This is a genomic window from Aeromonas sp. 102P, assembly GCF_051920345.1.
Lineage (GTDB): Bacteria > Pseudomonadota > Gammaproteobacteria > Enterobacterales > Aeromonadaceae > Aeromonas > Aeromonas veronii.
On sequence record NZ_JBQBCZ010000001.1, the window covers coordinates 4,104,101 to 4,124,247 of the forward strand.

At 58.4% G+C, this 20,147-nt stretch carries 15 protein-coding genes; 4 read left to right on the forward strand and 11 right to left on the reverse strand.

The features are described 5' to 3' along the window. Position 1: 1 nt before the first annotated feature. The 5 genes from pilQ to tapM are packed head-to-tail and all read right to left on the reverse strand — an operon-like array spanning position 2 to position 4,997. The gene (gene pilQ, locus ACTG1K_RS19270) at positions 2-2,227 is read right to left on the reverse strand and encodes a type IV pilus secretin PilQ (RefSeq protein ID WP_440006408.1); all 2,226 of its coding nucleotides are present in this window, start codon (positions 2,225-2,227) and stop codon (positions 2-4) included. Between the two features lie 16 nt (positions 2,228-2,243). Continuing rightward, complete coding sequence (locus ACTG1K_RS19275; protein ID WP_005335020.1) at positions 2,244-2,777, reverse strand: pilus assembly protein PilP; 534 nt, start codon at positions 2,775-2,777, stop codon at positions 2,244-2,246. Continuing rightward, positions 2,774-3,373: a PilO family type IV pilus biogenesis protein TapO gene (gene tapO, locus ACTG1K_RS19280; protein WP_005353996.1), complete on the reverse strand. Its 600-nt coding sequence runs from the start codon at positions 3,371-3,373 to the stop codon at positions 2,774-2,776. Before tapO ends, ACTG1K_RS19275 begins: the two co-directional genes overlap by 4 nt. Next, complete coding sequence (gene tapN / locus ACTG1K_RS19285; RefSeq protein WP_139476498.1) at positions 3,370-3,948, reverse strand: PilN family type IV pilus biogenesis protein TapN; 579 nt, start codon at positions 3,946-3,948, stop codon at positions 3,370-3,372. Before tapN ends, tapO begins: the two co-directional genes overlap by 4 nt. Continuing rightward, a complete protein-coding gene (gene tapM / locus ACTG1K_RS19290; RefSeq protein WP_005362273.1) occupies positions 3,936-4,997 on the reverse strand; it encodes a PilM family type IVa pilus assembly protein TapM in 1,062 nt (353 codons plus the stop codon). The genes tapN and tapM overlap by 13 nt, the downstream gene beginning before the upstream one ends. A gap of 301 nt (positions 4,998-5,298) precedes the next feature. Here tapM and ACTG1K_RS19295 point away from each other — a divergent pair, with 301 nt between their 5' ends. Beyond that, complete coding sequence (locus tag ACTG1K_RS19295) at positions 5,299-7,770, forward strand: penicillin-binding protein 1A (RefSeq protein WP_279461738.1); 2,472 nt, start codon at positions 5,299-5,301, stop codon at positions 7,768-7,770. Positions 7,771-7,819: 49 nt separating this feature from the next. On the opposite strand, the gene oxyR is transcribed toward ACTG1K_RS19295, so the two are convergent. The 4 genes from oxyR to ACTG1K_RS19315 all read right to left on the reverse strand — a co-directional run bounded on the left by oxyR (position 7,820) and on the right by ACTG1K_RS19315 (position 12,270). Then, a complete protein-coding gene (gene oxyR / locus ACTG1K_RS19300; RefSeq protein WP_425854907.1) occupies positions 7,820-8,719 on the reverse strand; it encodes a DNA-binding transcriptional regulator OxyR in 900 nt (299 codons plus the stop codon). A gap of 157 nt (positions 8,720-8,876) precedes the next feature. Continuing rightward, positions 8,877-10,517 (reverse strand): methyl-accepting chemotaxis protein, encoded by a 1,641-nt coding sequence (locus ACTG1K_RS19305; RefSeq protein ID WP_252656235.1) that lies wholly within the window; start codon positions 10,515-10,517, stop codon positions 8,877-8,879. Between the two features lie 172 nt (positions 10,518-10,689). After that, complete coding sequence (locus tag ACTG1K_RS19310; protein ID WP_224969612.1) at positions 10,690-11,334, reverse strand: DsbA family protein; 645 nt, start codon at positions 11,332-11,334, stop codon at positions 10,690-10,692. A 75-nt stretch (positions 11,335-11,409) separates the two neighbouring features. Next, positions 11,410-12,270, reverse strand: a complete 861-nt coding sequence (locus ACTG1K_RS19315) for a Vmh family MBL fold metallo-hydrolase (protein WP_184233386.1) — start codon at positions 12,268-12,270, stop codon at positions 11,410-11,412. Positions 12,271-12,395: 125 nt separating this feature from the next. Here ACTG1K_RS19315 and ACTG1K_RS19320 point away from each other — a divergent pair, with 125 nt between their 5' ends. After that, a complete protein-coding gene (locus ACTG1K_RS19320) occupies positions 12,396-13,295 on the forward strand; it encodes a LysR family transcriptional regulator (RefSeq protein WP_440006412.1) in 900 nt (299 codons plus the stop codon). A 66-nt stretch (positions 13,296-13,361) separates the two neighbouring features. Here the strand turns inward: ACTG1K_RS19320 and ACTG1K_RS19325 are convergent, their stop codons facing one another. Next, on the reverse strand, positions 13,362-14,141 hold the full coding sequence (locus ACTG1K_RS19325; RefSeq protein WP_064340837.1) for a BPSS1780 family membrane protein: 780 nt from the start codon (positions 14,139-14,141) through the stop codon (positions 13,362-13,364). 302 nt (positions 14,142-14,443) lie between these two features. On the opposite strand from ACTG1K_RS19325, the gene ACTG1K_RS19330 reads away from it, so the two are divergent. Beyond that, a complete protein-coding gene (locus ACTG1K_RS19330) occupies positions 14,444-15,265 on the forward strand; it encodes a peptidoglycan DD-metalloendopeptidase family protein (protein ID WP_101529520.1) in 822 nt (273 codons plus the stop codon). 88 nt (positions 15,266-15,353) lie between these two features. On the opposite strand, the gene ACTG1K_RS19335 is transcribed toward ACTG1K_RS19330, so the two are convergent. Next, the gene (locus tag ACTG1K_RS19335; protein ID WP_160882464.1) at positions 15,354-16,691 is read right to left on the reverse strand and encodes an MATE family efflux transporter; all 1,338 of its coding nucleotides are present in this window, start codon (positions 16,689-16,691) and stop codon (positions 15,354-15,356) included. 155 nt (positions 16,692-16,846) lie between these two features. On the opposite strand from ACTG1K_RS19335, the gene mscM reads away from it, so the two are divergent. Next, positions 16,847-20,128, forward strand: a complete 3,282-nt coding sequence (mscM, locus tag ACTG1K_RS19340; protein ID WP_088868674.1) for a miniconductance mechanosensitive channel MscM — start codon at positions 16,847-16,849, stop codon at positions 20,126-20,128. The last annotated feature ends 19 nt before the right edge of the window (positions 20,129-20,147 follow it).

The following is a 20,147-nucleotide window of genomic DNA, read 5'->3' on the forward strand; positions in this document are numbered from 1 at the left end:
TTCAGAAGGCGTCGGTAACTATCTTGGGCGTCACGAAAATCAGCAACTCCCGCTTTTTGTTCTCGCTGGTGGTCTTGCGGAACAAGGCCCCCAATCCGGGAATATCACCCAGCAGCGGCACCTTGGTCACATCGCTCTTGATGGTCTGCTGATAGATGCCGCCCAGCACCAGCGTCTCGCCATTGTTCACCAGCACCTGAGTGGTGATGGACTGGGCGTTGATGGAAACCGCATCACCGGTACCGGTCGGTACCGTTTCACCCTTGGTATCCTGGGTTACGGTCAGGTCGAGAATCACCCGATTGTCAGGGGTGATCTGCGGGGTAACCTTCAGGCTCAATACCGCCTTCTTGAAGGTAACCGAGGTAGCGCCACTGGAAGAGGACTCCACATAGGGGATCTCGGTACCCTGCTCGATCAGCGCCGGTTTCTGGTTCGCCGTGGTCACCCGCGGACTGGCGATAATCTCGGCCTTGCTCTCTTTTTCCAGCGCCGACAACTCTAGATCCAACAAGGTGCCATCAGCCAAACGGGCAACCTGGAAGGCCAAAGTACCGGCCGCATTGGTCACCGGCAGGTTGACGTTCAACCGTTCGTCTTTTGTCGGTCTGGTAATTGCCGAGCCACCATTGTTGTTACCAGAGCCATCATTCCCCGCTATGGAACCGGACGTACTGTTGCCATGACCATCGTTTTTGGTCACCCCCCACCGCACCCCGAGCGCTTCATCAAAGCCGTCGTCAATGGTCACCATCCGCGCCTCGATAACCACCTGCTTGACCGGAATATCGAGAATATCGAGCATCCGCTTGATACTGCTGATGACATCGGCGGTATCCTTGACCACCAACACGTTGGTTCGCTCATCCACGCTCACCGCACCACGGGGTGACAGCAACTTGGTACTTTCGGAAGAGAGCAGGGCAGCCACTTCCGAGGCCTTGGCATAGTTTATCTGCAGATATTCGGTATAGAGCGGAGCCAAATCGGCAACCTGATTTCGGCTCTCCAGCTGTTGCTTCTCGCGTGTTGCGATCTCTTCTGCAGGCGCTACCAGCAAGATGTTGTTATCCAACCGCTTATCCAGACCCCGCACCTTCAAAATAATGTCGAGCGCCTGCTCCCACGGCACCCCATCCAGACGCAGGGTAATATTGCCTGATACCGAATCTGTGGTTACCAAGTTAAGGTTGTTGAAATCGGCAATAAGCTGCAATACGGTACGGACTGGAATATCCTGAAAGTTCAATGAGATGGGCTTTCCCTGATACTGCTTGGATGCCGTGGCCGTCGTCCGCTTTTTCACCTCGATAATGAAGAGCTTGTCTGCCTGATCGTAACGGTAATCAAACTGACCATTGATCGACAATTCAAACAGGGTATCGCTGCCCTGCCGGGAGACTTCAACCTGAGAGACCGGCGTTGCAAAATCCTGCACGTTGATCAGATTAAGCAAGCCATCCGGTACCCGAGTGCCATGAAACTTGGCCAATACGGTCTGGCCGCGGCTGCTCACATCAACAGCGGCCGAGCTGTTATCCAGCGTGACCAGAAACTCCCCCTGGCCATCTTTGCCACGACGAAAATCCACACCGGTAACCGAGTTGAAATAGGCACCGCCCCCACTGCTCTGATAGTTGTTAAGCACCGGCTTGCTGGCAGGCTGTGTGGCTACCGGCGTTGTCACGGGCGCAACAGGCATAGACCGGGCAACGACCTGAGGATTGAGCAGCGCCGAAGGAGAGGGTGTGGCCACCATCGCAGAGGGCGCTGGCACAGGAGTAGCCGAGGTTGCGGGTGCAATCAGGGCGCTCTCACCATTGATGAGCCAGGAAGAGGCCCCCTCGCCCAATGACACCAGTAATTTGTTCCCCTGTTGCTGCACCTGATAGGGAGCAAGCTGATCGAGTGCGATCTTGATATCCAGACCTGCTCCCTTACCCTCAACCTTGATATTATCTACCCCCAAGCGCTGGATCGGCAGCGGGTTCACTTTCAGCGCCCCTACCGCACCGGGAACATGCAACAACAGCTGATTGGGTTGGTAAGAGAGACGATCGGTAAGGCCCGTGACCGGCTCACTGAAACTGAGCTCCACCAGCAATTGATCGGCAAGCAGCGGATTGACCTTGATCTCCTGCAGGGTTGCCACTGCCCACACCTGACTGAGGGCGCTGGCGCAAAACAGCAAAGCCACTTTGGATATACTCTCTATTGTTGTTCTCATTGCTGTTCGTCCCTGATTATTGTTTTTCTTGCACATTGGCCATTGCCAACTGGGTTTCTCTTGTTACCCAGCACCCCTTCCCGTCCGGAATGGTTTCCAGCAAATCCACGGCTGTGTCAGTGATCTTGATGACCCGGCCCTGATCAAGCCCCATATACTGGTTGAGCCCGACCCGCATCGATTTGCCATCCGGGGTGCTGATCAAGGCCCACAACTGACCCGCCTTACCCAAAGAACCATGCATCGACAGACTGGCCAGCGAATAATTTTCCAGCACCTCTTTCTCACGATCCATCAGGGTCTGAGCACAATCCGGCTGGGCCTTGGCAGTGCTTGTACTTCCAACCGTCGCCTCAGGCTGGGGAACCATGAAGGGGCTGCGCAACTCGCGTTGCTGGTAGTGCATAGGGGCAAAAGGCTTCAGCTCGGGCAAGGGCTCGATAGGTATGGGCGGCCTTGCTTTGGTCTGGGCGACATAGCTATCCATGTCCTCCTGGCCACCACACGCCGCCAGCAAGAGGGCAGGCAACAACCAGCAGATGCGTCTCATTGTTTCGGCTCCACTGTTTTACCGTTGTACTTGTAAGTTTTGGCCAGCATCGACATCGAAATCAGCTCCCCTTCATCCTTGCTCTGACCCAGAGTGAAGGAGTCAAGGATGACGATACGGGGCAAAGCGGCCATGTCAGCGGTGAACTTGCCAATTTGATGGTAAGTGCCCACGACTTCGATACGCATCGGTAGCTCTGTCGAAAACTCGTGCTTGACCTCAGGTTCCCAGTTGATCCGGTTCAATTTCAAGCCGTTGTCGGTAGCAATAAAGCTGATATCGTCCAGCAGCCCGGCGACCTCATGGGTATTGGGCAACTGCTTGAGCTGGGTATCAACCAGTTGCTCAAGCTGAACCATTTGCGCCTTGTATGCCCCCAGGTTGGCAGCCAGCATCGCCTTGCTTTCAAACTGGGCTTTCAGTTCGGTCTCTTTCCCCGCTTCCTGAGTCAAACTGGTCAGTGAGTTGGCAATCACGTAGTAGTAGATGGCGCCGCCGGTCAACACGCAGCAGAAAAAGATGAAGACCCCTTTTGCCCATTTTGGCCAGCTTGCTATGTCATTGATATCCAACTCGTTGAGTTGCTGAAGGTTCATTGTTGCTCCTTGGCCACATTCCCTGCAGCCGCAGCATTGTTGGCGATCAGGAACATCATGGAAAACTGGCTCAATGACACTGGCGCAACATCAGCCGCAAAAATAGTGCTTATCTTTGACTGGCCCAACCAGCCGGAACCATCAATCCTTCGCATCATGCTGGCCACCCGACCATAGGCTTCGGTCTTGCCATTAACATCAATAATATTGTTCTGCATCGAGAGGGTGTTGAGGTAAACCCCGTTGGGCACCAGTGAAGGCAGCTGATTGAAGAGGCGGACGGGCACATTGCGTCGCATCTGCAACTGCTCGATGAGCTGCATCCGATCGATCAGTTCCTTGCGACGCTCTTTGAGCAGACGGATCTCCCCCAGTTGGGCATCCAGAATAGTCATCTCCTGAACCAGCCGCTGGTTGCGCTGCTGCTGGGCGACGATCTGGCGATCAACCAGCCAGTTGGCAAAAAATCCCAGCGCGACCGTGGCCAGCACAAAAATCCCAAGCAAAGCCCCGAACTGTTTCTTTTGGCGCTGGGCACGGGCTTCACGCCAGGGCAGAAGGTTTATATTTGACATGGTGTGAAACTCCTCAGAGCCAACCCGAATGCCGTCATATATTTAGCACCATGTACCAGCTCGGCTTCTCCTTTCGGTTTGCCAAACAGAGCGAACAGATCCGGGTGCAATACCTCGCAATTGACCTCTTCTTTTACCTGCACCAACAAACCGGGCAGCAGACTGCCTCCCCCCGTCAGCACCAGTTTTGCGATGTCGCGATAACCGGATGAACTGCAAAACAGCTGGATATTGCGCCGCACTTGCTGCAACAGCGAGTTGATGTGGGGCATCAGCACATCCAGCTCATGGTCAACAGGCAAGGTACCTTTGGTTTTAGCCTGCTCAGCCTCATCCAGCGTCATGCCATAAAAGGAGGAGAGCGCCTGGCTGTACTGATCGCCACCGAAGTTTTGCAAGCGGGAGTAGATCACCTCCCCCTTGACCAGTGCCGCAAAGGTCATGGCACTGGCACCAATGTCGATCACTCCGATTGGCCGTTCACTCTCCTGCAATTCGGGCAGACAAGCCACCACGGCACGGCCCAGCGCATGGGCGCCCACATCCACCACCTTGACGGCAATACCGGCTTCGGCAAGGGCGCTGACCCGGCCGTTGACACTCTCGGTGCGGGCTGCGCTCAGCAGCACATCCTGACGATCTTCACTGTTGTTGGTGCTCAGTACCTCAAAATCGAGACTCACTTCATCGAGGGGGAAGGGAATGATCTGCTCGGCCTCCAGCTGCACCTGACTCTCCAGCTCCTTGTCGCTGAGGCGGGCATCAATCTGGATCACCTTGGTTATCACGTTGGAGCCGGTCACCGCAGTGGCGGCATAGTCGCTGTGAGCAGGGATCAGGCGCTTGAGGCTCTTGAGAGATTGGCTGACACGCTCGATATCCTGCAATTGATAGTCAACCAGCGTCCCTTTCGGGGTGGCAATATCGGCGACCGATTCGAGATGAAGCTTGCCAGGTCGGCCACTGAGGGTAACGGCCTTGATGGTCTGGCTGCCGAAATCAATGCCCACCAGAGGGAGGAGGGATCCCTTGTTAAAAAGCCCAAACATATACACATCCATGCGTTATTTGGTTTTATTCCTGAACAGAGTGTAGGACACCCGATCAGAGGAGTGCTTCACTCATCCTAAATGCTCTAACTATCAATGTCATAAAGTTTATGTCGAAAAGTGACCGATCTCGCTTTCTTCATGGCAAGTGGCCCTCCTTGGTAATTGCTCCCTGTAGTGCTAACCTCTCGCATCCTTTTTGAGGTGAGTGGCTCGCCACAGGAAAACCTCGAATTCCCGATGGCAAAAGGGCTATACTCTGCGCCCGTTGGCTAATTTTAAGACGATTGGTAGTTCTTCCATGCTGAAATGGCTCGTTCGCCTGTTTATTGTCATGATGCTGGGTGCTGTGCTGGGTGTTGCCAGCCTCATCGGTATCTACTTCTATATCAAACCCCAACTGCCCGATGTCACCGCACTGCGTGACGTCAAGCTGGCAACCCCGATGCGGGTTTACAGCCGGGATGGGGAGTTGATCGCCCAATATGGCGAAATTCGTCGCATTCCGCTGCGTCTGGACGAAATTCCGCAACCCATGATCGATGCCGTACTGGCGACCGAAGATGCACGTTTCTATGAGCACCCGGGCATTGACCCGATTGGTATCATTCGAGCCGCATCCGTCTGGGCTGTTTCCGGCCATGCCCGTCAGGGGGCCAGTACCATCACCCAGCAGGTTGCCCGCAACTTTTTCCTGAGCAATGAGAAGACCATTATCCGCAAGATCAAGGAGGTCTTCCTGGCCTGGCGGATCGAGCAGAATCTCTCAAAAGATGAGATCCTCGAACTCTACCTCAACAAGATCCCCCTCGGTTATCGCTCCTTCGGGATCGGTGCTGCGGCACAGGTTTACTTTGGTAAAGAGGTCAAGGATCTGGGACTGGACGAGATCGCCATCATTGCCGGTCTGCCGAAAGCTCCCTCCATGCTCAACCCCATCCGCTCCCCCGAGCGGGCCTTTGCGCGCCGCAACGTGGTGCTGGGCCGGATGCTGGAAACCGGCAAGATCACCCAGGCCCAGTTTGACGAAGCGTCCAAAATGCCGATCAAGGCCCGTTTTCACGGCGCCGAAGTGACCCTGCACGCCCCTTATCTCGGTGAAATGGTGCGCCAGAAGATGGTCGAGCAGTTCGGTGAAGATGCTTACACCATGGGCCTGCACGTCTACACTACCGTCTCTGCCGAACGTCAACGGGCAGCCAGACAGGCGCTGCTGGATGGCGTTTTTGCCTATGACATGCGCCATGGCTATCGCGGCCCGACGGCTCAGTTGTGGAAGGCTGGCGAGCCAGCCTGGGATTACGAGCAGATTGTCGCTCACCTTGGCAAACAGCCCACTTACGATCCGCTGATGGCGGCGGTCGTGACCAAGCTTGGTGATCGCAGCGCCACGCTGGTACTGAAAAATGGCAAGGAAGCAGAGCTCGGCTGGAATGGCATCAAATGGGCCCGCTCCTTTATTACCGACGACCGTCAGAGCTATGCCCCGAAATCGGCGCGCGATGTGCTGAAAGTCGGCGCCCAGATCTGGGTGCGGGAAGAGGGCGAAGAGTTGCTGCTGGCCCAAATCCCGGACGTCAACGCCGCGCTGGTTGCCATGAACCCGAAAAATGGCGCGCTGGAAGCAGTGGTTGGCGGCTTCAGCTTCGAACTATCCAAATTCAACCGGGTCGATCAGGCGCGTCGCCAGATCGGCTCCAATATCAAGCCTTTCCTCTATGCGACCGCGCTGGAGCACGGCTATACCCTGGCGTCGCTCATCAACGATGCGCCGATCAACCAGTGGGATCCGTCAAAAGGGCCCATGTGGCAGCCCAAGAACTCCCCGGCCGTTTATGATGGCCCCACCCCGCTGCGTCTGGGTCTGGCCAAGTCCAAGAACGTGATGTCGGTTCGACTGATGCGCGCCATCGGTCTGGATACCTATATCGACGGTCTGACCCGCTTTGGCTTCCCCCGCGACTTCATCTCTCCCCATGAGTCGCTGGCGCTGGGTGCTGCCGAATTCACCCCCCTCGAGGTAGTGCGTGGTTACTCGGTACTGGCCAACGGTGGCTTCCTGGTGACCCCATACTTCATCGACAAAGTGACCGACAGTCTGGAGAACACCCTCTATCAGGCCAATCCTGCTATTGCTTGCACCACCTGCGAACAGCAGGCCGCCCCCGAGCAGAGCACACTGCCGGAGCCAACTGTTGATGGAGCCGCACAAGATGGCACGCAGACCCCTCTCGCGCCAACCATCGCACCGCATACCATCAGTGCCCAGAGTGCGTTCCTGATCACCGACACCCTGAGCACAGCCATCTGGGGTGGCAACGGCTGGCGTGGTACCGGCTGGCGTGCAGCCCGCGACCTGAAACGTCACGACATCTCCGGTAAAACCGGTACCACCAACGAATCGCGGGATGCCTGGTTCTCCGGCTACACCCCGGACATCGTTGCTACCTCATGGATCGGTTTTGACAACCACCAGCGTGGCCTTGGCCGTGCCGAGTTTGGTGGTGGCGCCGCGCAGCCTATCTGGATCGACTTCATGAAAGTCGCCCTCAAAAAACTGCCGGAGCACAAAATGCCGGTTCCCGAAGGGATCATGACGGTGAAGATTGATAGCGAAACCGGCCTGCTGGCGACCAGTGGCGGCACCGACGAATACTTCAAGGAAGGGACCGAACCGACCCGCTACGCAGCACCGAGCTCGGATGGCAATCAGGTCTACGGCGGTGACAACCCCGATGTGGAAGGGCCTGTCTCAACCGACGATATCTTCTAAGCTGCTCTCGCGGCAGAAGCAAAACCGGCAGCCTTGGCTGCCGGTTTTTTTATTGGGCCAACTGCTTGGTCAGCAGCGTGGCGATCGAGGCGGCCAACTCGTTGAAACAGGGGCGACGCACCGAGTAGTGACGATAGAGCAGCGAGATGGTACGCCCCGGCACAGGGTCAACCACAGGTCGATAGCTCACCCCTCCCTCATCATGATCGGCAGGTACGGCCAACTTTGGCACCAAAGTCATGCCGCTACCGGCGGCCACCATGTTGCGCAGGGTCTCCAGACTGGTCCCCTTGAAGCGTTGATCCTCACCTATCCCGCCGGCGAAACAGAATCCCATCGCCTGATCCCGCAAACAGTGGCCATCGGCCAGCATCAGCAATTTCTTGCCCTTAAGATTACCAAGCGGCACCTGTCTGGCCTGTGCTTCGGGGTGATGGCAAGGCACCGCCAACCACATCGGCTCATGATAGAGCTGGATTGAACCAAACCCTTCCATCCCCGGCATCTCGGCCAGAATGACGCAATCCAGCTCCCCCTCTTCCAGCCGTTTGAGCAGGGTTTGGGTCTGCTCCTCATAGAGGTAGAACTCCAGCTGGGGAAAACGCTCACGCAGGGTCTGGATAATGCGGGGCAACAGGTAGGGGCCCACGGTCGGAATAAAACCGATATGGATCTCCCCGGACATCGGCTCGGAGAAGTGCTGACCGATGCTCTTTAGCTCACGCACCTCCTTGAGCACCCGACGCGCCTGATGGGCCATGGCATCGCCAGCCGGAGTAAACAGCACCTTGCGCGAGGTACGTTCGATCAGAATGACCCCGAGTTCATCCTCCAGCTTTCGCAGCTGGCCGCTCAGGGTGGGTTGACTGACAAAGCAGCGTTCAGCGGCTTTGCGAAAATGTTTTTCCTCATCCAGCGCCACCAGATATTCGAGATCGCGAAGATTCATACAGCAAGAGTCCTGCCTGGAAAATGGGCCATCAGCATGCACAATATCGTCCGGCGGGACAAGTCATCCGCTCGCGGTGAACCTCTCCGGCTGCCCCTCCAAAACAGAAAAAGCCCGATCACCTTGCGGCAATCGGGCTGTTTGACTCACCGAGGGATTACACCCTGAAACGGCGCACCATATCTTGCAGTTGGGTAGCCAGATGGTTCAGCTCGTTGCACGCCTGAGCCATCTGGGTGGCACCGGCGGCCACCTCTTCGGAAGCGTGGCTGATATTGACCACGTTGCGGTTGAGCTCCTCGCTCACCGCGCCCTGCTCTTCGGTGGCCGTTGCAATCTGGATGTTCATGTGGGAGATGCTGCTGACCGAGCCACTGATCTGGGAGATAGACTCGCCCGCTTCCCGCGCGGTAGCAACCGTGGTGTTCATCAGCTCCTGACTCTGTTGCATGGTACTGCCCGCCTGTTCGGCACGCTGCTGCAACTCGGCAATGATGGTATTGATCTGGGAGGTGGAGTCCTGAGTGCGCTTGGCCAGAGTACGCACCTCATCCGCCACCACCGCAAACCCCCGCCCCTGCTCACCGGCACGGGCCGCTTCAATGGCGGCGTTCAATGCCAGCAGATTGGTCTGTTCAGCAATACCGCGGATCACCTCCAGCACCATACCGATATTGCGACTGTCATCGCCCAGTTGGCGGATCACCACCGCTGTGCTCTCGATGGCACCGGCGACCCGTTCAATACGTTGAATGGAGTCATTCACCGTTTGCGCACCAAGTTCGGCCGTCTCACTGGCCGAGGTGGCAGCACTGGCCGCATCACTAGTATTGCGAGAAACCTCCTGCACCGTAGCCTGCATCTCGTTCATCGCCGTCGCCAGCTGGTTCAGCTCATGTTGCTGAGCATTCATATTGTTGGCTGACTGGCTGGCAACAGAGCTGATCTGCTCCACTGCGGAACTCAGTTGCACCACAGAGCCCGACACTTCACTCACCAGAGTGCGCAGATTGGTCTGCATTTCACCAAACCCTTTGGCAAGGGTTCCCAGTTCATCATTGTTGAACTGCTGCATATCGATGCGGGAGGTGAGATCACCAGAGGAGACCCGCCGGGTCTGTTCCAGCAACGCCATCACCGGATTGCGGATCTGACCGGTCAGCAGCCAGGCAATTACCACAACAAAACCCAGCGTCACCAGACTGACAATGACGCTCATGGTTCTGGCACTGCTGTAGAGCGCCTCCACATCTTTTGTCATCTGGGCCGCAATCTCGTTATTGATTTCCCGCAGGCGGAAGGATTTTGCTCCCACCTCCTCCAGCGCGACCCGGGTTTCGTTTTTGCGCAGACTTCTGACTCGCTCCAGATCGCCAGCAGCGAAGGCGCTCAACAGTTGGTCATGCACCGCAAAATACTTGGCCCCCGCCGCAACCACCTGCTCATAAACCTGTTTCTCTTCACCTGTAGTGAAAGCTAAAGCACCGTATTTTTGGGCTGCTTGCTCAAATTCCTGCCTGGCCTTATTGAAGGTCAGGGTGCGATCGCTTACCTCTTGATCATCCTTGTTCAGACCACCGATGACCTGGGCCAGCTCTGAGCGGCGCGCATCCAGAATGGCAACATGCATCTGGCTGGCATAGCGGGTTGACGGCAGCAGGTTGTCAGTGATGGTTTCGGTATCACCATAGAGCTTTGCCAACTGGCTGATGGAGAACCAGGCCAAGCCCAGTACCAGCAGTGCCAGGATGGCGAATCCGGCACTCAGTTTCTGGCCGATAGACATGTTTTTGAACATATGGGGGCTTCCTTGAAATGAGTCTGCACTCCCGCAACATCCGCCGGGAATGGTCACATAGAGCATAGTCTGCAAGCAGAAAGTCGAAGGCTTTCATATCGCTTCTGCATACAGGAATATCGGCCCGTTCACTCCACTTCTAAAGAGACCTTGTCCGTTCACATTCTAATAACTATTCCATCAACTCAAGAAGATGCTGACGCAACCCGGCAGGATCGCCCAAAAAGTCAGCCACTCGAACAGCACTCACCTTACCGTTGTGCATCAACCCAAGGGTGGGATAACCCTGACCGCCCAGCCGTTTCATCCAGCCCTGGCTATCTGCCAGATGTTGCAGCAAGGGGGCCTGCAGATAAGCTTGCTGGAATGCCTCGGCTGCAATCCCCTGTTCTGCCGCCAGCGTGGCGAGAAACGCAGGCTCACCAATCCAGATCCCGTCCCGATAGTGGGATTGCTGGATCCGGTGCAACATGACCAGCCCATCGCCCCCCAACGCCGTGACGGCCAAAACCGCACGGATCGGCGGCTCGGAGTCCAGCAGACAGCCTTCCCGCAGCAGCAGTTCGTTAAAGTAGCGTTCGCCAAAATGCTGGCCGGTCAGCGCTTCGATCCGCTGATCATGGGGGCGCACATAATCACGCAATGCCTCGCCCATCGGCTGACGGCGACTACCCATCCAGAGACCGCCCGCATGCAGCTCGATCTTGAGTCCGGCAATGGTGGCTGCCGCCTGCAACAGGGGGGCGGCACCATAGCACCAGCCACAGAGCGGGTCATAGACATAATGGAGGGTGGTTTGTTGTTCGCTCATCTTCATTCTCGCTTCAATCTCGGATAAAAAACCGGGCCCTTAGGCCCGGTAAAAAAACACAGGGAGAGCAGGCTCAGTGGCTTACCACTTCATCTCGCCGGTATTGACCTTGGCACCGATGGCCAGACCATCGTCAACCGGCAGTGCCGGATAGGCCTTTTTCAGAGCCTCAATCAGCTCACTGGAGTTTTTCGCCTTGGCCAGCTCCTGTTCGAAACGCTCTACATAGTCACGGGTAAAGCTCACAGCAGCAGTGCCTTTGGGAGCAGTGCCCAGGAAGTGGCCCGGTACCACACGCTCGGGTTTCAGGGCCAGCAGGTTGTCCAGCGCCTTGACCCAGTTGCTGCGAGCCGCCTTGGTCTGGCTGTCCGCCATCCAGACATGCACCCCGTGGTAAACCGGCACACCACCAAAAGCAGTCTTGATGGAAGGGGCCCAGAGGTAGGCATTCGGGGTGTTCATCTCTTTGATCTCAATCTTCTCGCCATCCAGCGTCAGGTGGCTGGCGGTCATCACTTGAGGCACGGTCAGGCTCTTCGGTGCGCCCTTGCCGAGGATCGGGCTCCAGTAGCTCAGCTTGGCATCCTTGGTCTGGTTGATGTGGTCAACCACATGCTGATCGGCCAGCACTTTGACATCCGGGAACGCCGCCATGACCGGCTCCAGACCGAAGTAGAAGTCGGGGTCACCGGCACTGATATAGACAGTGGTCAGCTTCTTGCCACTCTTCTTGATCATGTCGACCAGCGCCTGACCATTTTGCACATCGAATTGGGCATCGATCAGGATGGCCTCTTTGTCACCGGTCACCAGTGAGGAGGAGACCGGGAAGATCGCCTTCTCGCCAGGGTTGTAGACGGTCACGCTCAGGGGGGCGGCCAGTGCGGCGCCACTCAGCAGGGTGGTCGCCAGAGTCAGGTTGCGGATCAGGGTGTTGTTCATCATCTATTCCTCATTAAGTATTCGGGGTTCATTTGATGGACACAGTGTATTGGATCACTTAAGGTGCAAATACAGCATAAAAAGCGCATCACTGTTGCACATATCGAACATATAGAGAGCCGTACATGGATCGACTGACCGCCTTGCGGGTCTTTGTCAGCGTAGTCGAACAAGGGAGCCTGAGCGGCGCCGGAGAGAAACTGGATATGTCGCGCGCCATGGTGTCGCGCTATCTGGCCGAGCTGGAGAGCTGGATGGGCGCCCGCCTGCTGCACCGCACCACCCGTCGTCTGAGCCTGACAGGGCCGGGAGAGGAGGCGCTGAACCGGGCCCGCGCAATGCTGGCACTCGGCGAGGAGATGGAGCAGATCACCGTGAAGGGGGATGACGCCCCCAAGGGGCAACTGCGGATCACCAGCAGCTACTCCTTGTCAGAAGCACTGCTGGTCGGGGCGGCCAACGACTATCTGGCGCAATACCCGGGGACGGCCATCGACATTCTGCTGCTCGACAGAACCGTCAATCTGGTAGAGGAGCGGATCGATCTGGCGGTGCGCATCACCAACGACCTCGACCCCAATCTGGTGGCGCGCCGTCTCGGCACCTGCCACTCGGTAGTCTGTGCCAGCCCGGCCTATCTGGCCCGTCATCCGATGCCACACAAGGTGCAGGATTTGGCGCTGCACAACTGCCTCACCTACACCTACTTCGGCAAGAGCCTGTGGGAGTTCAATGGACCGGACGGTCCCGAGTCAGTGCCGGTCAGCGGTAACCTGAGCGCCAATATCTCCAACCTGCTGCTGGAAGCAACGCTGGAAGGCGCAGGGATCAGCCTGCAACCCCGCTACTCGGCACAACCCTATCTGGAGCGCGGAGAACTGGTGCCCCTGCTGACCGACTGGCAACCCAAGCGGCTCGGGGTCTACGGGGTATATGCCACCCGCAAGCAGATGTCGCCACTGCTGCGCAGCTTCCTCGATTTTCTGCTGGCTCGCATGGCGGCGGATCCCATCTGGCAGGAGTGAACACTCCTCACATCCGACCATGAAGAAGGGGCCGCTGCGGGCCCCTTCTTCACTCTGATCCCTTGATCAGGCTTCAAATCCGAATGGTTCTGAGTGCGGCGCTTCCGGCTGCGCACTCTCGTCCAGGAAAATATCCCGATAAGCCACATAGATGGAGTAGTTGAGCGCCGGGATCACCACCAGCAGACCTACCAGTAACAGCACAGCGCCAAACAGCAACAACATGGCTGAGAGCAGCCCCCACCAGAAGAAAGGCCACATATTGCGCCAGCAGCCGAAGAAGCTCAGCCGTACCGCCTGGATGATGCCGATATCGTGGTGGTAGATCAGCGCCGGAGCAAAGGTAACCCCCATCAGCACGGGAATGATAAGCAGCATCCCCACCAGCAATACCAGCAGCAGTTGTTGCAACTGGCTGGCTGAGACCACCATGCTCTCGGGATCCTGCGTCAGCAGCGGGAGCAGCCCCCACATGGAGAGCAGACCGAGACAGACGAGGCCCACCAGGCTAAACAGCAGCAACACCAGCAGACCGCCTAGCATCAGCGGAGTCAACTTGTGGCGAAAACCGGCGAAGAGATCGGCAAACTGCAGCGGCTCCCCCCGATAACCCCGAGCGGCGACCACTACCCAACCGGCGCCCCACACCATGTAGAGCAGCTGGGAGATAAGGCCACCCGCCGGCAGTTGCTCCAGCAGCATGCCCACCATAAACCAGACCAGCACCATGGCTACGCTGATCCCCATCCCCTTGTTGAAGATATCGAACCCGCTGCGAACCCAGAGCCAGCCACGACCAGTCGTGTACCGGGCCGGTGTGGTGCGCAAAGGGGGTAATCCGTTCATATCGTCTCCTCGGAGTGTCGGTGGCATCAGTGCCGGAAGCCGATTCTAGAGCCAGGGCGGGGGCGACTCAATGGCGAAGCGGCCCGACCACGACATAAAACCTGACGCAGCTATGCACAAAAGGGGCGTCAGCCACGCCCCGCCTCTGGCTGCCCCGACTATAACGAGGCACAATCTGCTCCCTCCCACAGCCGCACCTGTCGTGGCCAGCATGTCGTGATCACCCTTTAGTGATCGGCGAATGCCGGACAGGAGGTTGTCATCCCGTCATCCCGGGCGCTTTAACATCGAGTGGTATCGTCATGAGAGTTGTTTGTTGTCTGTTGTTGTTACTGGCCAGCCAGTCAGCCCTGGCCGAGGGTTTTATCAGTCGCCTGCTCAACCATCCGGTGCCGGGCGGCGTTGCGGTGATCCCTCTTGGCGCGTCACCCACTGCCCCCACGGCCCGCTATCACGACAAGCCCGTGCTGGTAGTGCGCGAAGACAACCAGTGGATCGCCATCGTCGGCATCTCTCTGAAAAGCACGCCCGGCGCCCAGCAACTGACCACAGGTGATGGCCGTACTCTCGGCTTCACCGTGACCCCCAAGCACTACCGCGAGCAGCACATCAAGCTCAAGAACAGCCGTCAGGTCAATCCGCTCGCCGAGGATATGACCCGCATCAACCGAGAGCTGGCGGAGCAGACCCGGGCTTACCAGACCTTCAGCCCCAACCAGCCGAGCAACCTGCTGTTCGACAAGCCGGTCAACGGCCCCCTCTCCAGCCCGTTTGGCCTGCGTCGCTTCTTTAATGGCGAGGAGCGCAACCCCCACTCCGGCCTCGACTTCGCCGTGGGCGCCGGCACCCCGATCAAGTCCCCCGCCGCAGGCAAGGTGATCCTGATCGGCAACTACTTCTTCAATGGCAATACCGTCTTTGTCGACCACGGTCAGGGGCTCATCAGCATGTTCTGCCACATGTCGAAGATCGATGTGAAGCTCGGTCAGAGCCTGCCGCGTGGCGGCATCGTCGGGCGAGTCGGTTCGACCGGCCGCGCTACCGGCCCCCATATGCACTGGAACGTCAGTCTCAACGACACCCGGGTCGATCCCGCCATCTTTATCGGCGCCTTCAAGCCCTGAATCGGCAGAGCCCGTTAACAAAAAAACCTCTAACAAGACAGGCAGCCCATGGCTGCCTGTCTGCTATCTGTACGTCGAACCTGATTGTCTATTCGGCCAGTGCGTGGGCGCCGGACTCCCGACGCATCGCCCGCCACATCACCAACACCAGCAGCGAGCTGCACGTTGGCAATGCAAGCCAGACCCCGGGCACACCCCACAGGGTCGAGAAACCCCACAAAAAACCGCCAATCAGCACCAGCTTGCCGCCGGTGAGCAGGGAGGCGATGCGGGCCCGATTGATGGCCTGGAAGTAGGTGGCCCCCACCAGCAGCAAACCCTCCATCGGCAGCCCCCAGAAGTAGAGCCAGATCCCGAGGCTCGCCACCGGCAGCAGGGTGGCGTTGTCCCCTGCAAACAGATAGACCGCCGCCTCCGGCCACAGATAGAGCGGGATCATGGCGCACAGGGCGATCCCCAACGTCACTCCGAGTGCCAGATTGCGGATCCGCAGCACCCGCCGCCAGTGACCGGCGCCCGCATTAAAGCTGGCGATGGGCTGGATACCCATGGCGATCCCCTCAAACACCAGATAGAAGAAGGCCTCGGTGTAACTGATCACCCCGTAGGCCGCCACATGCAGCGAAGTGCCGACCGCCAGCAACGCCTTGTTGTGCAGCGCCAGCACCACAGATAAATAGAGGTACATCAGAAAACTGGAGATCCCGAGGCGCACCGTCTCGCCCATCAGCCGCAGATCGGGGCGCAAGGTGTCCCAACTTATCCGCAGCTGGCTACGCGGTGTGAAGAAGTGCCACAGGCAGGCAAGGCCCGTCACCGCCTGGGAAAGCATAGTGGCCGTCGCCACCCCGGCCAGTCCGAACGGAAACACTACCATCAACAGATAGTCGAGCAGCACGTTGAGCAACCCCCCGACTACCATGATGAGGGTGACAAATCCGGGGCGGCCATCGTTGCGCAGCAGCGAGCTGAACGCCATCGACAGCACCGCAAAGACGCCCAGCCAGGCGTAGGCCTGCAGGTAGGAGAGCCCGGCGGTGAAGATCTCCCCCTCCGCCCCCATCCAGGCCAGCATGGGCTCGCCATAACGGATCCCGATAAAACTGAGCAGTGCCGAGGCAAGCAACACCATCACCAGGGCATTGCCGACGATATGGCGGGCTTTGGCCGGGTTGCCCTGCCCCAGATAGAAGGAGACCAGCGACGAGGCCCCCATGCCGATCAGCGCCCCCACCGCATAGAGCACGGCGCAGATGGGATAAGCCAGCATCAGACCGGCCATGCCATCCTGACCCAGCACATGGCCAACGAAGATGCCATCGATGGTGACATAGATGCCAGTGATCAGCATGGCCGCCACGGTCGGGGTTACGTAACGCCAGAAAAGGCGAGATAGCGGGGCTGTGCCCAGATCAACAGCTGACATATTCGACTCGGTGGAGAGAAAGCGGCCGGGATCATAGCGAAACGGCAGCACGACTTCCTGTTATTTGTGTTATGAATCATTAATATAGACTGCTTTACCCGCCTCCCTGCCCTGTTTTAGGCTAGGGCCACCTCTTCTGAACGGAAACGAGCCTCATGTTGCAACGCCTGCTCACCCTCTTGCTGCTCTCCCTTCTCTTGTTGCCGCCAACCGTGCGCGCCGACGATGCCATTGCCCAGGCCGAATCCCTGTTGCAGAGCGTGCCCAAGAGCGATACCCCGGAAAACCAGAAGCTGCGGGAGAGCTACCAGCAGGCGCTGCAATTTGCCAGAGAGGCCGAGCGCTACCGGGAGCAGAGCAAAGCCTATCAGCAGATCCTTATCGATTACCCCAAGGAGTCGGCGCGCCTCAAGGAGAGCCTGCACAACTATCAGCCCGCCGCTCGCCCGCCGCTGGCGAGCCTCAAGGAGGAGGCGCTGCGCCAGGCCATTGGCCTGAGCAGCAACCGCCAGCTCAACCTGCGCAAGGAGCGGCAGGGGGTGATGGACAGCCTCAACCAGCTGGAGAGCACCGGGCAGGAGTATCACCTGCGGGTGGACGATCTGCGCAAACAGCTGCAACTGACCCGCAGCCAGCTGGAGCGACTGAGCTTCAGCAGCGAATCGGATCGCCAACAGGAGGCACAGCTGCTGCTGACCAGAATGAAGGAGCAGAGCCTCTCCGACCGGATCCAGATGCTGGAGCTGGAGCAGCTCTCTGCCCAGCAGCGCAACGATCTCGGCAAGCTGAAACTGCAGGAGCTCAATCTGGCCATCGCCGACGAGGATGAGTGGCAAGCCAGCCTGCTGACCCAGCAGAACCAGCTGCGTAGGGAGAAGACCGAGCAGGCGCTGGAGGAGAGCGAGCGCCTGCGCAAACAACTCACCACCGACATGCCGCTGCTGCTGGAGCAGCAACAGCAGAATCAGGCGCTCTCCATCCAGCTCGGCACACTGGAAGATCAGATTGAGCGGGTGCAGGATGAGCAGCGCAGCGTCGACAAGAATCTGTTTGAACTGAATGAGCTGGTCAACTCGGTACGCGAACAGCTGGAATGGCTGCAGATCAGTAATGCCTACGGCGAGAACCTGCGCAGCAAACTCTCCGATCTGCCTCCCCAGTTCCCCCTCGACAAGCTGGAGTCCGCCATCGTCAGCGCCCGCATGGCCAAGTACCAGTACGAGAGCGAACAGGATGGGCTCAAGGATACCCGCCAGCTGCGCGACAAGCTGATGGCCGAAGAGGAGGTGACGCTCGATCGGCCACAGCAAGCGGTGCTCGACAACCTGCTCAAGGCCCGGCGCCAACTGCTGACCCGGCTCAACGACGCCTCAGACACCCTCATTCAGGAGCAGACCCGTCTCAAGCTGCTCTACAGCCGCCAGAACAGCAAGATCGACGAGATCCGCGAAATAAGCGCCAGCCACTTGTTCTGGATGCCCGATGTCCGCCCCTTTACCCCACAGGTCATGCTCGGTATTCCCGCCGCGCTGACTCTGGCCTTCAACCCGGACAACTGGTTGCAACTGCCCTATGCCATCGCCGAGAACAGCCCGCTGAGCCTCACTCTGGCCGGTATTGGTCTGCTGGTGCTGGCCTGGAGCTGGTTCAAGCTGGCCCGCCATCTGAGCCTCTATTGCGACCATATTGCGCCGCGGATCGGCAAGGTGACCCAGGACAAATTCAGCCTCACCAGCCGCTTGCTGCTGCGCTCCCTGCTTGCCGCCCTCCCCTTGCCCGCCATGGTGCTGATGGTGCGCGGCCTGCTCGAAGGGGCCTGGCAATACCCGTTTGCGGTGGCGGTGGCGCGCGGTCTTGGCGAGATCTGGTTTCTGCTGCTGGCACTGGTGATGGCCCGCCACCTGACGCTGGAGCGGGGGATTTTGATCCACCACTTCCGCTGGCCCCGGGAACAAGTGCAAAAGGTATGGGGGCAGTTTCGCACCCTGCTGCTGGTGCTGATCCCGAGTTTCTTTGTGCAAGGGATGGCCAACAGCTATCAGGAGCACGCCTTCTACGACTCCCTCGGCCGGATGGCCTTCATGATCGGTGCACTCTGGCTGCTGCTCTTCTTCGCCCGTCTCAACCGGGAGCGATTGCCGCTCACCTGGGGCCAGACCGATATGACCAAGCCCCATCTGCTGCACCACTTCATCTGGAACAGCCTGATGCTGGCGCCGCTGCTGGCGGTGATTGGCGCCCTGTTTGGCTACTTCTATACCTCGCGCACCCTGCTGCGCCAGCTGGAGCTTAGCCTGCTGATGGGGCTGGGTTGCCTGCTGGTCTACTATCTGGCCAGACGCTGGATGCTGATCCAGCGCCGCCGCCTCGCCTTCGAGCGCGCCAAGAGCAAGCGGGCCGAGATCCTGGCCCAGCGCGGCCGGGAAGAGGGGCATGACGAGCTCAGCTCCGAGACCCCGGACGTGGTGGAAGAGACTGAGCTGGATCTCGATACCATCAGCGCACAGTCGCTGGGGCTGGTGCGCACCCTGCTGATGCTGGGCTTCACCATGCTGGTGGTGGTGCAATGGTCGGATCTCAACTCCGCCTTCAGTTTCCTCAGCAATATCGAGGTGTGGCAGGTGAGCAGCAAGATTGGCGGCATCGAGCAGCTCTCGGCCATCACCTTGCAGGATCTGATGCTGACCGCCTTCGTCTTCATTCTGACCGTGGTGACAGCCCGCAACCTGCCGGGGCTGATGGAGCTGACCCTGTTGCAGCACCTCAGCCTCTCCCCGGGTACCGGCTTTGCTCTCACCACCACCAGCAAGTATCTGGTGATCCTGATCGGCGCCCTCACCGGCTTCTCCATGCTCGGCATCGACTGGTCGAAGACCCAGTGGCTGGTCGCCGCTCTCTCGGTGGGGTTGGGTTTCGGTCTGCAGGAGATCTTCGCCAACTTTGTCTCCGGCCTCATCATCCTGTTTGAGAAGCCGATCCGGCTCGGTGACACCGTCACCATCCGCGATCTCACCGGCACCGTCACCAAGATCAAGACCCGGGCCACCACCATAGTGGATTGGGATCGCAAGGAGATCATCGTGCCCAACAAGGCCTTCATCACCGAGCAGTTCATCAACTGGTCGCTCTCCGATGCCATCACCCGGGTCAAACTGCGGATCCGGATCGGCCTGACCCGGGATCCGAAACTGGTGCAACGCATTCTGGAAGAGTCAATCCAGGCATCGACCCTGGTATTGGAGACGCCGACGCCAGAGGTCTTCCTGATCGAATTCACCGACTCGGCACTGATCTACGAGATCCGCCTCTACGTCAACAACATGGATCACCGGATGCCCATCACTCACGAGGTTCACTCGCTGGTGCTGGAGAAGATGCAGCAGCAGGGACTTACCCTGCCCCATCAACAGATCGACATTCACCTGAGCCGCGGCTGATCCGCGAGGTAAAAGGAGC

Excerpts from the sequence above, each read along its gene's own strand:
- oxyR (WP_425854907.1), bottom strand. The coding sequence starts at position 8,719 with ATGAATCTTCGCGATCTCGAATATCTGGTGGCGCTGGATGAGGAAAAA.
- tapO (WP_005353996.1), bottom strand. The coding sequence starts at position 3,373 with ATGAACCTTCAGCAACTCAACGAGTTGGATATCAATGACATAGCAAGC.
- tapN (WP_139476498.1), bottom strand. The coding sequence starts at position 3,948 with ATGTCAAATATAAACCTTCTGCCCTGGCGTGAAGCCCGTGCCCAGCGC.
- ACTG1K_RS19325 (WP_064340837.1), bottom strand. The coding sequence starts at position 14,141 with ATGAACGGATTACCCCCTTTGCGCACCACACCGGCCCGGTACACGACT.
- ACTG1K_RS19305 (WP_252656235.1), bottom strand. The coding sequence starts at position 10,517 with ATGTTCAAAAACATGTCTATCGGCCAGAAACTGAGTGCCGGATTCGCC.
- pilQ (WP_440006408.1), bottom strand. The coding sequence starts at position 2,227 with ATGAGAACAACAATAGAGAGTATATCCAAAGTGGCTTTGCTGTTTTGC.
- ACTG1K_RS19330 (WP_101529520.1), top strand. The coding sequence starts at position 14,444 with ATGAGAGTTGTTTGTTGTCTGTTGTTGTTACTGGCCAGCCAGTCAGCC.
- ACTG1K_RS19320 (WP_440006412.1), top strand. The coding sequence starts at position 12,396 with ATGGATCGACTGACCGCCTTGCGGGTCTTTGTCAGCGTAGTCGAACAA.
- ACTG1K_RS19275 (WP_005335020.1), bottom strand. The coding sequence starts at position 2,777 with ATGAGACGCATCTGCTGGTTGTTGCCTGCCCTCTTGCTGGCGGCGTGT.
- ACTG1K_RS19335 (WP_160882464.1), bottom strand. The coding sequence starts at position 16,691 with ATGTCAGCTGTTGATCTGGGCACAGCCCCGCTATCTCGCCTTTTCTGG.
- ACTG1K_RS19295 (WP_279461738.1), top strand. The coding sequence starts at position 5,299 with ATGCTGAAATGGCTCGTTCGCCTGTTTATTGTCATGATGCTGGGTGCT.
- ACTG1K_RS19315 (WP_184233386.1), bottom strand. The coding sequence starts at position 12,270 with ATGAACAACACCCTGATCCGCAACCTGACTCTGGCGACCACCCTGCTG.
- tapM (WP_005362273.1), bottom strand. The coding sequence starts at position 4,997 with ATGTTTGGGCTTTTTAACAAGGGATCCCTCCTCCCTCTGGTGGGCATT.
- mscM (WP_088868674.1), top strand. The coding sequence starts at position 16,847 with ATGTTGCAACGCCTGCTCACCCTCTTGCTGCTCTCCCTTCTCTTGTTG.
- ACTG1K_RS19310 (WP_224969612.1), bottom strand. The coding sequence starts at position 11,334 with ATGAAGATGAGCGAACAACAAACCACCCTCCATTATGTCTATGACCCG.